Below are 13,894 nucleotides of genomic sequence, written 5' to 3' on the forward strand. Positions count from 1 at the left end.
AACAGTACCGCTTCAAAATAACGAGGTTGCGAATTTTAGGGCAACTTGGGCATTATGACAAGATTTTTTTATAATTATTTAAGATTTATTAAATCTCCGCATGAAATACTTGGACAAGATATTTTTTCAACATTCTGACAAATAACATTCTGTCCAAAATATATCTTTTTATCGACTTTTCTGTATTGATTTAACACTGCAATAATTTCTTTTCGATCTTGCACACCTGATGTTTGGTTAATACTGGGAATGATGCAACGAGAGCATTTTTTAACGGCTCTAAAATTTAACTCATTGACACTAAATTCTGACCAATCATCTTCTGCGTAAGCATTTGTTCCGGTCACAACTATGTTTGGGCGAAAACGATTAATGTTGACTTTGTGAGTTAATCTTGAGTTTAAATCATCGAGACTTTCCTGTGAAACCAATAATATCGGATAACCATCTGCAAAACTGACAAATTGATTTTTCTCAGCAAAATCCATATTAATTTGACGTTGTGTATTTTCCGGCATATAAACCAATCTGCAACTCATATTCAATCTTTCAGAAAGCCATGAGTCAACTTCATGACTTACCAGACTAGCTTTAAAGCTATCTTTCCAAATTGTAACTTCTATTTGTTCAGCATTTTTCTCATCAACATCTGGTACTTGTATTTCTAAGTTTTGATAGGAAAGAATCAGTTGATTATCCTGAATTTGAGTTTGAATTGTCGCTAAATCTGCATTTTCACGTTGAGTTATGAACCTTCCGTTGGCATCAACCAACATCCAGCGCCGATCATATTTTAGTCCAAATGGGGTGAGTTCTGAAGTTTGAATTTGAATCCCGGATAATGACTTAACCGGATAAATGTATAACTCTGATATCTTAATCATGTAAATATCGGGTTGGATCTTTTACATTGGCATCCTTAAATCCCTGCTTACGATAATAACAGGAATCACAGACTCCACAGGCTTGGCCGTCTTCATCCGCATTGTAGCAAGAAACAGTAATACCATAATCAACACAAAGCTCGACGCCCAGTTTGATGATTTCCGCTTTGGTTAAATCAATCAAAGGAGTATGAATGGTAAATTTCTGCCCTTCAACCTGAGCTTTCGTCGCCAGATTCGCCATTTTTTCATAAGCCTGAATAAATTCCTTACGACAATCCGGATAACCGGAATAATCAACCGCATTCACACCGATAAACATATCGTTTGCACCGATGGTTTCGGCATATCCCAAAGCGATACTCATAAACATAGTATTACGAGCAGGAACGTAGGTTACAGGAATTTCACTTTGCTTGTTCATATCATGCTCAGGCACCTCAATATCTGCCGTCAATGCAGAGCCACCAATCGCTCTCAAGTCAATATTTATCACCTTATGATCTTTGGCATTGAAGTACTCAGAAACTCTCTGAGAAGACAACAATTCAGAGCGATGTCTTTGCCCATAGTCGATTGCCAATGTGTAGCAATCATAACCTTGAGATTTAGCAACTGCCAAACAAGTTGTTGAATCCAGTCCACCGGACAACAATACGATACATTTTTTTTTCATGATTTAACGACCTTGACTGTCATTCCATAGTATTTTGTGCATTTGTAATTGCAACCGTGCCAAAACATTATCATCCAGCATCCATTGTGCCAGATTTGCAGGGTCAATTTCTCCGGCAACCGGTGAGAATAAAATTTCACACATATCGGTGAGATTATAGCGTTCAATAATTTCTAACGCCCAATGATAATCCGTACGATCTTTGATGACAAATTTCACTTGGTCTTTAGAATCCAGATAATTGATATTCTCAAAATTGTTACTCTGTAATTCACCGGATCCAGGCGCTTTCAGATCCATGACAATAACAACTTTATCATTCACTTCAGAAACTGGTAATGCACCGGAGGTTTCCAACGACACGGTAAAACCGTGTTCTACCAGCAAATCCAACAAGTTTAAACAACGCTTTTGCGATAAGGGTTCGCCACCGGTTACGCATACATAGGGTGTTTTGTACTTTCTGACTTCTTGTAAGATTTCTTCAATCTCAAACCACTTTCCGCCACTAAAAGAATACTCGGTATCACACCATGTACATCGTAAAGGACATCCTGTTAATCTGATAAATACTGTTGGCAATCCCGAAAAAGTGGATTCGCCCTGAATTGAATGAAAGATTTCAGTAATTTTAAGTCCGGTTCTTTCCACTTAATGATCTCTTTGAATTTGTCTCAAACGATTTTTTGCTAATACGGCAATACTGCTTTGTGGATAAGAGGAAATGACTTTTTGCAAGTTTTCTTCGGCCTGAATTAAATCATCCATCTCGTAATAACTGTATCCGATTTTTAACCATGAATCAGGTGCTTTGCGACTTTGAGGAAACTTCTCTTTCAGCGTTTTAAAAGCAGCCAATGCCTGAGGATATTGGCGTTTGACATAATAGGACTCGCCCAGCCAATAATAGGCATTATCTGTCAATTCACTCTCAGGATGTTTTTGGATAAAGTCTTCAAATGCTCTGGCAGACTCTGTGAAACGCCCTGCTCTTAAATGTGTAAATGCCACATCATAATCATCCTGAAAGGATGAAATCTGAGGCTCATCTTCAACTTGAGAAGTCGTTGCCTGAGAGTTTCCATAGTTTTCATCAACCTCAACTGTCATATTGCTTATATCCACATCTTGAGAGGTACTAGTGTTATTTTGAGTGGTTGCAGCAGGTTTTGTTGATGCTTTAGTTCCTCCTTCCAACTCTGTCAGACGTGAATCCACATCCATATACAGAAGCTTTTGCTTCTCCTGCAAATTGTTGATTTTAAAGTTTTGTTCTTCAATAACACCTTTCAATTCAGCAATTTGTTGCTGGAGTTTTTGATTCTGGATTACTAAATCGGCAACATTGCTTCGTTCTTGTGATGTTTGTTCGACAATTTTTTCCAGTTTTGCCAGTCTTTGTTGAATAGACAAGTCTTTCTGAGCATATACATTGGCTGATAAAAAGCTCAAAACTATTAGGGTTAATATTCGATATTGCATAAAACTCTCCTGTATTTTGGGTTGCCTTTAATAGTTATAGATTATTTTAAATTTAAACCCGATATAACGACATTCGCATTTTCAGCATAAAAAACCCGACTTTGAGCCGGGTTTTTCAGATTTTGACAAACTATCAGTTTGATAGTTCGGTTTTGTCACTTATTTGGCAGTGTAAACGATTCTGACTCTTCTGTTTTCTGACCAGCAAGATTCATCGTTACAAAGAGCAACCGGCTTCTCTTCACCAAAACTCACCACTGAAATTTGGCTGTCAGAAGCACCTTGTGCTTTCATCAAATTAGCAACGGATTGACCACGTCTTTCACCCAAAGCCAAGTTATATTCCGGCGTACCACGTTCATCAGCATGACCTTCCAGAACCATTTTGGCAGTTGGATTCGCACTTAAATAACGTGCATGGATGTTAATCAAGTCTTGGTACTCAGCTTCAACCGTTGATTGATCATAAGCAAATTTGATAATTCTTTGTGAGAGCAAACTTTCAGCATTGTTTAAATCTTCAGGATCGCAACAAATATCTTTAAACGATTGACCATTAAACATATAGGTTGTTAGATTATCAGTATCATCTGTTTCAATCACTTCCGGCTTATCAGTAGGATCTTCAGGCTTGACTGTATCTTGTTTACATGCCGTTAAAGTCATGCCTAACAATGCCAACAGAGCTAACTTATTTATTAATTTCATTATTTTCTTCTCCAGGGAGTTTTCTTTTATTGCAGGTTAAGCGGATAGTTTACAATATTATTTTCCACTAAGAAAATGGTTTATATAAATTTTTTAAATATGCAACAAAAAAGGCTATCTTTAGGTTTAAAGACAGCCTTTTTTAATAAAAATGCTATTTATCAGCTGTATTTAGTACTTAATTTCCGCACTAATTTCCAGACCTTTATCATTGAAACCAATGCTCGCATCTTCTCTTTGCCACCAAATCAAATCTGACATCAGAGTCTTTTGAATTCTGAGTTGCTTCTGCGCATCCGGTGGTAATTTATCCGAAACCGTATCAATTCCGGCAAACATTTTTTGATAAAAATCGGCATTGATACCTATAGTGAATAAACTGGCTTGTCCACCTTCTTTGACGTCTTGGGTCAGCACTTTATCAGTTCCTTCACCTAAAGAAGCACCAATCGTTTCTTTACCCATTGCCATAAATACATGGTCTAAATTCACAGGAATTTGTGTCCCTGAAACCGGCATCATACTGGAAATGTTAACTGCTTCTCCACCAATATCCAATCCTAAATTATTCAATTCTGGCAGAGCCATAGTAGCCATTCCTTTGATTGCTTCTGGATTATCAACTGCCAACAATACTTTTGCTTTCAAATCTTTTATCATTTTATCCGGATCGGTTTGTGTGAAATCCAAATCCAATGTATCAATAATCAAATTAAAGCCTTTGAAGTTTGAAACAAAAGGTGGCAATGGTTGGCTTAACTGAGCTTTCAAGCCGGCTGCTTGGTCATTGAGTGATTGCAACATATCACACTTGTATGGGTCTTGCTCGATATTAGTTACAAATTCCAAAGCTAATGTTTTTGCAGCTTCAATATCAAAACTAAAACCATAAGACAAGGATGATGGAGAACTACTTGCAGGAATTCTTCCGGTCATTTTAGATAGTTTGCTACCCAAACCATCAGTCATTTCAAGAACCAGATTGGATGCCATCATCGTATCTGTCAACTGAGTAGTACCACCAACCATTCTTGGGAATTTATCAAACATGCCCAAAATTTCAGCTTTACATTCCTGAGACATTTGCTTGTCTTGGACTTTCATCAAATCAAGCATTGGCGAGTTGTACTGCGCCGGATTGATGAAATAGTCAGCAATCTGACGAATATCAAACCAGTACATGCTATTGCCCATGTAGTTGTATTTTGCGATGGTATCGTGATACTCATTGGATTGAGTGATGTTTTTCACCGGTTTCTCAAAACCTAACAACTTAGGCATTAAATTATCAATTTCTCTGGTTGGAGATAAACTCACAACAAGTTCATTGCCATCAAGGGATACCAGAATTTTCATTTCTTTGTCACCGAAGAAATAAACCATCCTGCCATTTATACTCTTAAATTCAGCAGTATCTGCTTTGGAGTCATTCGCTTTGTGCATTAACTCTGTTAAAAGCTCATCAAAAGAATGTCCTTTCGCCAATGTCATTCTCAACACAGGAAATAAATCAACTGCATAAAGAGCAAATTCGTTTTCTTCAATGGATAACCCTAATTTCTTAATTCCATCTTGCGAAAACCATTTATCGAAAAATGCATCAACTTTTTCTGTATCTGAACCAGGATCTGCTTTGTCATGATATTTCTTGAAAGAATCGGTAAACATCTCTGACAGTAAAGTACCAACACTGGCATAAACTTTTTCAGTAATTTCAACCAATCTTTGTGGTAACGGATATCTGTCATCTTTGACATAAATCGCCAAAATTGCTGTGTCTGCCGGAATATAGCTCAATACGTTTGACTTCGTTTGAGCCTGTGTCACTTTTTGCACAACTGTATTTTCAGTTGAGCTTTGCTGGGCATTCTTTTCATCACCACCGCAGGATGTCAAAGCTAATGACATTCCAAGGGCAATTGCCAAACTTAATTTATTTTTTTTCATGATTTTCCTCATACTTCTAATTTTTGATTTTTAATTTATTTAAGAATTTATTTATGCTTTTTCTACTTTGAGAACAGTTCCTTCAATCGCTATGACTTTCACTCTGGCCCCTTGTGGCAAATCTTCTTCGCCTTCTACTTTCCAAGAACTGTCATTGACGTTAATTTTTCCGACACCGTTCTCTATAGCATGTGAAAGGTTAAAAGTTCTTCCAATATGCTGATGGCCTCGTCGATTCAAATTTGGCAAAGGATCTTTATCCGGGTTGTTCTTGGCGTAATAATGCCAAGCAACTACAGAAACCAGTGATAATACGAAAAACACAACCATTTGAACCTGCCAACTAATACCAAGAACCGCTTGAACCAATGCTGTCGTTGCTGCTGCAAACCCAACCCAAAGCAGGAAGTAAGTTCCCATCGTCATCTCAATGACAATTAGGACAACTGCAAATGTCAGCCAATGCCAAGGTGTTAAAACTTCAAACCAACTCATATTATTTCCCCTTATTATCGGATTCTTTTAGAGCTTCTTTGGCAATTTCAGTAATACCGGCGAGCGAACTCAATACACCAGTGGCTTCCATCGGAATGAATAATGTCTTCGTGTTCTCAGATTTGGCAAATTGTCCGAAAGCCTCTAAGTATTTCGTTGCCACAAAATAGTTAATTGCATGTGTACTACCGGATTCAATCGCTTTGGAAACCATGTGTGTCGCCTTAGCTTCTGCTTCTGCCAGCCTTTCACGGGCTTCTGCTTCAAGGTAAGCCGCCTCTTTTTTACCTTCTGCTTCCAAGATATTAGATCTTTTATCACCTTCTGCTCTCAGAACCATAGATTGTCTCACACCTTCTGCCTCCAGAATTTCTGCACGTTTGTCCCTTTCGGCTTTCATCTGTCTTGCCATTGATTGAACCAAATCATGCGGAGGCTTTATATCTTTAATTTCTATCCGTGTGACTTTTACACCCCAAGGTGATGTGGCTTCATCAACAACTGCCAGTAATCGATGGTTAATCTGATCTCGTTTGGATAAAGATTCATCTAAATCCAAACCACCAAGGACCGTACGAATATTAGTCATAGTTAAATTTAAAATCGCATATTCAAGATTATTAACCTCATAAGCGGCCTGTGGAGCATTCAGAATCTGGAAAAACACAACTCCATCAACAGTCACTACCGCATTATCTTTGGTAATAACTTCCTGAGACGGAACATTTAAAACCTGTTCCATCATGTTTATTTTGCGTCCGATGGATTCAATCCATGGCACTTTCATTCCCAAACCGGGATCAAATGTTTTTTTGTATTTTCCGAATCTTTCAACTGTGTATTGATAGCCTTGTGGTACAAAACTGAATGTTTTCTTAATAGTTAAAATTGCAAGAATTCCGATAACTAAAAAGAAAATATTTTGTGGATTGTCTAAAAACATGGGTTCTCCTCCAATTGGTTATTTCAATGACTACATATTTTAATTCAAATGATGTCAATATGTCATGTGCCAGAAGTTATAAAACTAAAACACCACACAGTTTCTGCCTTTTTGCTTGGCTTTGTATAACGCTTTATCCGCTTTTTTAAGGACATCTGTCGAAGAATTTATCTGAACTGAATCTGCGGCTCCTATTGAAATTGTAATTGGAACACTTTTTTTAGCTTTAGAGTCTTTTCCTCTATTCACAATAAATTTGGATTGTTCAATCTGTTGTCTGACATTTTCCAAAATTTCTTTAACTAAAGATAAATCTTTATTTCCAAATACAATACAAAACTCTTCTCCTCCAAATCGATAAACTATTCCACCATTGATTGAAGACTTCAATTTGGAAGCCACCATTTTTAACGCATCATCGCCAACGTCATGTCCGTATTTATCATTAAACTTCTTAAAAAAGTCGATATCCACCATTGCAATGGTGTAAATTCCCACCAAACCGGCTAGTTTCTCGTTTAAAGCTCTACGACCAGGCAATTGTGTGAGTTCATCCAGATACGCCATGCTCCATGAGTCTTTCAGAATACTAAAAAGATTCAGCAACATCGTACCACTCATAAAGATGACTATATCTTTGCCTTGTGACTGCATGTAAATTGCGAGTAGCAAAAAGATATAAATCCCCAAAGCATTTGCAAAAAGCGTATCTTGTTTGTATATCCAGATTGAAAAAACAAATAGAAAAACAAAAAGATGTAGAATAACTAATAATTGTGGAAGAATACTCCAATCAAAATATTTTTCAGGCAATATCGAAGTTTGAATAAACTCTGTAACCCACATTGGAGAATTCTTATCAATCCACATAAATGCAAGTACCGAAACCAGATAAATCACATAAAGCGGAATTGATTTCACCGAAAATATTCCGTAAACCGGCAACAAAACAATTGTAAGAATCAATACCGGAATCAATAAAGACAATAAAACCAATTGCTGAGATGAACCATTGATATAAGGTTGCGAAAAAAGATATAAAGCGACTGTGAAAGTCAAAAGTAAAACTTTTGCCTTATTAAAATACACAGAAACCAAAATTGTGATACCAATTAACAAAACCGGCAAATATGGCAAGGCGTTTTTCAAATCTTCTGAAACTAACTCGTAATTCATCCTCGAATAAGTCATCAAAGCAGTGACAAATAACATTGGAATTGATGATTTGAATAGTTTCAAAGTTTTAATTGGACTGAACTGTTCCGGATTATAACCAAATCATCCGAATATTTTTGTGAGCTATCTGAAAAAAACCAATTCTCTATCTATTTTCTCATCATAAAAATCAAAAGAAATAAACTTTTATTGACCGAACGGTCAGTCAGTGTATAATTTCGGAAAATCTAACAACTTGAGATTGCCATGACAAAAGATTTAACAGTCAAATACTATTCACCTGTAGAGGAAAGAATCAACATCACTTCACATGCAATTGGTTTCATACTTGCAATTTGGGCATTAGTTTATCTTGTGATTAAAGCCTCGATTCATGGTAATGCATGGCATATTGTCAGTTTTAGTATTTATGGTACCAGCATGATGCTTTTGTATGCGGCTTCGACTTTTTATCACATGTCAAAAAAGCCGATTGTACGCAAACGATTGAAAGTGTTTGATCATGCAGCAATTTATCTGTTGATTGCCGGAACATACACACCTTTTACTTTGGTGACATTGAATGGAGCTATGGGCTGGACTTTATTTGGAATTGCTTGGGGTCTGGCTGTTGTGGGTATTATTCTGAAATTATTTTATACCGGGAGATTCACTTTAATTTCAACATTAGCCTATGTGATTATGGGTTGGTTGATTGTTATTGCCATTAAACCGCTAGCAAACAATTTACCCGAAGGTGGATTGTTCTGGTTGATGGCAGGAGGAATATCTTACACAGTCGGCGCAGCTCTTTATGCGATTCATAAATTGAAGTTCAATCACGCCATATTTCACATATTTGTTCTGATAGGCAGCGTATGCCATTTTATTACTGTGTATTTCTACGTTTTGGAGAAATAATATGATTTCAAATAAAGAAAAGATATTAAATTCAGCATTCGAACTTTTTGCCGATAAGGGTTTTAGCCACGTTTCAATTGCTCAGATTGCCAAACATGCTGATGTTGCAAAAAGTCTTATTTTTCATCATTTTGCGAATAAGCAAGATCTCTGGGAAGAAGTCAAAGATACTGTCTTTATGGATTATGCCTCACAGCAAATGGATTTGTTTGAACAAGCTGAAAACCCAGTAGAATTGATTAGCCAATCTATATACAAATATTTTGAATTCCTTAAAAATAATCCGAAAATGCTCAGAATGTATTCCTGGAGCAACCTTGACAATGATACAAACTGTGGGCTTCATGACAAACCGCTTATCGACAGAGGAACTGAATTGATACGTCAAGCCCAAAAAGCAGGAATCTTTCGTGATGATTTCGAACCGGTAAACCTGATTGTTTCATTTATTTCAGCGATAAATTCATACCTCAATGCTCAATCTCATTTTTGCCAATGGCATGACGAGCTCTATAAAAACGAAAAGTTTGTCGATGATTTTGTCAGTTTCATTATTAACGGAGTCAAAGCATGAACATCACAAAAAGCATTTTGATTTTTACTTCGGTATTTCTACTTAATAGTTGCACAAACAATCCATCGGAAGAGCAGAAAAATATAGCTACAAAAGTGACAACAACCATTGCCACTTCCCACGAAATCACACGTTTTCATAACGTTCCGGCAGTTTTAAAAGCTCAGAATCGTGCCGATTTATCTTTTCAGTTATCCGGGACCATTAAAAGCATCAATGTGAAAATTGGTGATTCTGTTGAAAAAGATGACGAATTAATTCATTTGTACAACCCAAATATCGACCCTGCTCTGGCAGCCAACGAAGCCAAACTCGAATCCATTCTCACTCAAATCAGACAGGTTGAAAAGGATTTGGAGAATTTAAAAACTCTGAGAAAGAACAACTCCGTCAGCAAAACAACTTATGAACATAAAGAAACGGAATTGAAAAATCTTTTGGCACAACAGAAATCTGTTGAGTCTGAAATGACTCTCTCACAAGCCAACCAACAAGAAACGATTATCAAGGCACCTTTCACCGGAATAATTTCACAATTCAGCAAGCAACCCGGAGAATTTGTCTCGGCCGGTCAGCCGGTGATTTCTATCTATCAAAACAAAATATTGGAAGTTGAAACAGAAATCACCAAAGAACTTTGGTCAAATCTCAAGTTGGGCGATGTTATAGAGGGGTATCTTGGAGATGAAAAACTTGAGTTTGAGTTGGTTGAATTAGCACAAAGTGCAAATCCTCTGACACATTTGTTACCTGTAGTTTTACAGCTGAAGAATAGTCTACCGGAAGCCATTGGACAAAACGTAAACCTCTCTTTTCCACAGAAATATCAAAACGTCTATCAATTACCTCTGCAAACTGTTATTGACGATGGAATCAACCAGCCTTATGTGTTTGTAACTGAGAGAAAAAAGGCTCAAAAACACATCATTAAACCATTATTTATCAATGGAAATGACATTATCTTTGAAGTTGATAATGTCATTGATAATCCCGTGATTATTGAGGGGCAAAGTAAAGTCGCATCAGGAACTCCGATTGAGGAATAGTCATGAATTTAGTCAATTTGCTGGTCCATCAAAAAAGATTAATTCTCACAACTGCGATTTTATTTGCAATTGCAGGCGTTTATTCATGGCTCAACATGAATCGCCAGGAAGATCCTTTTTTTCCCTATCGTAATGGTTTTATTCTGACCCAATATCCGGGAGCCAGTGTCGAAAACATCGAGAATCTGGTTCTTGAACCATTGGAAAAAGAAATCTCCCAAGTTGAAGTAGTTGATGAAATCAGGGGAATAGCCAGAGCCGGCTTTTGTCAGATTACAGTCAGAATGAAAGAATATGTTTATGATACCGATTCAGCGTGGAACCGTATCCGAGATGCTGTTGAACGAGCAAAAACTCAGTTTCCTGAAGGTGTAATGACTCCTCTGGTCGAAGACAGAGTGATTGATACACCGCTGGTTGTTTATTCTTTATCCGGTCATAATGATGTGATGTATATGCGAAAAGTCGCTGAGGAAGTCAAATTAAAACTTCTTTCAGTTCCCGAGCTTTCTAAAATCAAACTTTACGCCCAAGCCGAAGAGGAAATCTCCATTGAACCGGATTCAGATAAGTTAAAACAATTGGAAATCAATTCCGATTATTTGGTTAAACAAATCACTTCGAAAACTAAAGTCGTTCCATTACAAACCTTACAAGCAGACAGCAGACAAATCATCCTGAATGCAAAAACCGAATATCAATCCATTGATGAAATCAAATCGACACTGATTATGCTTCCTGACGGCACAAATATGCCTTTGGAACTATTGGCAAAAGTCAAATACGGAGCCAAACAAGATGCCGGTTCAGTATTTTGGAAAGATGGAAAAAGAGCCATAGGCATTGGAATGTTTATTCCCGAAAATCAGCTTAATGTGGTTACCTTTGGTGAAAAAATCAAATCCATCATGAATGAAATTGACAAGCAATATCCTGACATTGAATTTGAACCGATATTTTTTCAACCGAATCGAGTTTCTGCCAGAATATCAGAACTCGGCAACTCTTTGCTGATGGGAATGATATTGGTTAGTATCGTTCTGACGGTTTTTCTGGGAATGCGTCCCGGGTTGGTTGTTGCCAGTATTATTCCTCTAGTGACATTCACATCACTGGCAATTTATAACTTTTCCGGGAATGTGCTGCACCAAATGGCGATTTCAGGTATGGTGATTGCCTTAGGAATGCTAGTGGATAACGCCATCGTCATGGTTGAAAACATCCAATATCATATCGACAAAGGCATGCGTAAATCTGAGGCATCAATCACCGCTGTCAAACAATTATCATTTTCATTGTTTTCTGCTACCGGTACGACTTTAGCGGCTTTTATTCCAATGCTGATGTCGAAAGGCAATACGGGCGATTTTACTCACGCAATTCCGGTAGTCATTATGCTATCTATTGCTATCAGCTATGTCTATTCTATCTTTGTCACACCGGCATTCAGCCACTTGTTTTTGAAACCAATTGATACATACAAGGATTCAAAAATAATGACTATGGGAGAGAAGTTTGGCAAACTCGCGACTCAATCACCAAAGAATATTCTTCTCATGGCATTTGTCTTTGTGATTTTATCGATGTCTTTATTTACACTGGTTAAAAAAGATTTTTTCCCTAGTACAGACCGCAATCAGGTAATTATTGATCTCACTTTTTCGGAAGGAACCAACCTGCGTTACAACTCAGCAATAGCCAAAGAAATATCGCTAAAAGTGTTAAAACAACCGAATGTCACTCATGCGTATTCGTTTAGTGGCAATTCAGGACCGAATTTTTATTACAACTTAATTGAAAAACCACAGTCTCCGAATATCAGCCGAATTGATGTCGAACTCACATCATCAGAACACAATGATGCTTTTATCGAATGGGTCAATACTGAAATTAAGCCCAAATATAAAAATGTCGAAATTATTGCTAATAAACTCGGGCAAGGACCACCTGTAGCAGCACCTATTGAAATCAAAATATTTTCACAGGATCGTGAAAAACTCAGCCAGGCCATTCATGACATTCAACAAATTGTGACTGAAACTGATGGAACTAGAGATGTAAGAAACAATCTGGGAATTGGATTGCCAAGCTATCAAATTTCATTCAAAGATGAAATTCTCAACAAATACAATGTCACCCGAGAAGACATTGCAAAATCCATTGGATTAGCGAGTGGAGGGCTGATTATCGGTCAGTATCGAAAAGCTAAAGACCCGATAAATATCGTGGTTCGCAATGAAAATGGCATCAATTATCCTTTGCAACAATTTGAAAACATCACTTTGCATGTTGCAGATAAAAGCATTCCAATCAAACAACTTGCGGATATTAGTTTGCAATGGTTACCGGCTTCCATTCATCATTATGATTTACAACGGACGGCTTCTGTGTTTTCAGAAACACAGTCTGATACCACATACAGTAAAATTCTAGAAACATTAAGACCGAAACTTGAAGAAATGCAACTTCCACAAGGAGTAAAAATAAAAGTCGCAGGCACCTCACAAGAATCAGAAAAAGCCAATAAATCTCTCGGAGGTGCATTGCCTATTGGAATTATTTTGTTGTTGGTATTCTTGCTGATTGAATTTAATTCATTTACTAAAGTTGGAATTATATTGATTACCATTCCTTTGGCATTTGCCGGAGTTCCAATTGGGTTATTGCTGACCAATACCACGTTCGGTTTTACTGCAATACTTGGCACATTGGCATTAGTTGGAATTGTTGTCAACAATGCCATTGTTTTGCTTGATCTAATTCAAAAAAATCTAAATGATAATTTTGATTTTGACAAAGCGATTATTGAAGCGGTCAAGAGAAGAGCCCGTCCAATTCTTTTAACCACAATCACCACAGTTGCAGGACTATTTCCATTGGTCATGACTAAGAGTACATTGTGGCCACCGCTGGCATGGACTATTATTTCAGGTTTAATCGTTTCAACCTTTTTATCTCTGATAATTGTTCCCGCGTTATACAAAATTTTACTCAAAAACAAGGAATGTAAACTTTGTGAACCCGACCAATGAAAACATGATGACAGTCACATTTTTGTATCTG

At 37.2% G+C, this 13,894-nt stretch carries 13 protein-coding genes; 4 read left to right on the forward strand and 9 right to left on the reverse strand.

The features are described 5' to 3' along the window. Positions 1 to 74: 74 nt before the first annotated feature. The 9 genes from R3F25_01625 to R3F25_01665 form a co-directional block, all read right to left on the reverse strand. On the reverse strand, positions 75 to 884 hold the full coding sequence (locus R3F25_01625; GenBank protein ID MEZ5495524.1) for an MOSC domain-containing protein: 810 nt from the start codon (positions 882 to 884) through the stop codon (positions 75 to 77). Next, on the reverse strand, positions 877 to 1,560 hold the full coding sequence (gene queC / locus R3F25_01630; GenBank protein MEZ5495525.1) for a 7-cyano-7-deazaguanine synthase QueC: 684 nt from the start codon (positions 1,558 to 1,560) through the stop codon (positions 877 to 879). Before queC ends, R3F25_01625 begins: the two co-directional genes overlap by 8 nt. A gap of 3 nt (positions 1,561 to 1,563) precedes the next feature. After that, on the reverse strand, positions 1,564 to 2,211 hold the full coding sequence (queE, locus tag R3F25_01635) for a 7-carboxy-7-deazaguanine synthase QueE (GenBank protein ID MEZ5495526.1): 648 nt from the start codon (positions 2,209 to 2,211) through the stop codon (positions 1,564 to 1,566). Then, on the reverse strand, positions 2,212 to 3,042 hold the full coding sequence (gene ybgF / locus R3F25_01640; protein MEZ5495527.1) for a tol-pal system protein YbgF: 831 nt from the start codon (positions 3,040 to 3,042) through the stop codon (positions 2,212 to 2,214). It abuts the gene before it with no gap. Positions 3,043 to 3,201: 159 nt separating this feature from the next. Next, entirely contained in the window at positions 3,202 to 3,750 is a 549-nt protein-coding gene (gene pal, locus R3F25_01645; protein ID MEZ5495528.1) for a peptidoglycan-associated lipoprotein Pal, read from the reverse strand. Positions 3,751 to 3,921: 171 nt separating this feature from the next. Further along, entirely contained in the window at positions 3,922 to 5,697 is a 1,776-nt protein-coding gene (locus tag R3F25_01650; protein ID MEZ5495529.1) for a hypothetical protein, read from the reverse strand. A gap of 51 nt (positions 5,698 to 5,748) precedes the next feature. Next, positions 5,749 to 6,192, reverse strand: coding sequence for an NfeD family protein (locus R3F25_01655; GenBank protein MEZ5495530.1), 444 nt, complete (start codon positions 6,190 to 6,192; stop codon positions 5,749 to 5,751). 1 nt (position 6,193) lies between these two features. After that, positions 6,194 to 7,135: an SPFH domain-containing protein gene (locus tag R3F25_01660; GenBank protein MEZ5495531.1), complete on the reverse strand. Its 942-nt coding sequence runs from the start codon at positions 7,133 to 7,135 to the stop codon at positions 6,194 to 6,196. An 84-nt stretch (positions 7,136 to 7,219) separates the two neighbouring features. Next, complete coding sequence (locus R3F25_01665) at positions 7,220 to 8,347, reverse strand: GGDEF domain-containing protein (GenBank protein MEZ5495532.1); 1,128 nt, start codon at positions 8,345 to 8,347, stop codon at positions 7,220 to 7,222. Between the two features lie 210 nt (positions 8,348 to 8,557). Here R3F25_01665 and R3F25_01670 point away from each other — a divergent pair, with 210 nt between their 5' ends. Genes R3F25_01670 through R3F25_01685 form a run of 4 tightly spaced genes read left to right on the forward strand, consistent with a single transcriptional unit; the run spans position 8,558 to position 13,863 of the window. Then, positions 8,558 to 9,211 (forward strand): hemolysin III family protein, encoded by a 654-nt coding sequence (locus tag R3F25_01670; protein ID MEZ5495533.1) that lies wholly within the window; start codon positions 8,558 to 8,560, stop codon positions 9,209 to 9,211. Position 9,212: 1 nt separating this feature from the next. Further along, positions 9,213 to 9,785 carry a TetR/AcrR family transcriptional regulator gene (locus tag R3F25_01675; GenBank protein ID MEZ5495534.1) on the forward strand — a complete coding sequence of 191 codons (573 nt, stop codon included), beginning with the start codon at positions 9,213 to 9,215 and terminating at the stop codon, positions 9,783 to 9,785. Then, entirely contained in the window at positions 9,782 to 10,831 is a 1,050-nt protein-coding gene (locus R3F25_01680) for an efflux RND transporter periplasmic adaptor subunit (protein MEZ5495535.1), read from the forward strand. Before R3F25_01675 ends, R3F25_01680 begins: the two co-directional genes overlap by 4 nt. Positions 10,832 to 10,833: 2 nt before the next feature. Beyond that, positions 10,834 to 13,863: an efflux RND transporter permease subunit gene (locus tag R3F25_01685; protein MEZ5495536.1), complete on the forward strand. Its 3,030-nt coding sequence runs from the start codon at positions 10,834 to 10,836 to the stop codon at positions 13,861 to 13,863. Positions 13,864 to 13,894 lie beyond the last annotated feature (31 nt).

The sequence above is a fragment of the Gammaproteobacteria bacterium genome, assembly GCA_041395445.1.
GTDB lineage: Bacteria > Pseudomonadota > Gammaproteobacteria > Xanthomonadales > Marinicellaceae > NORP309.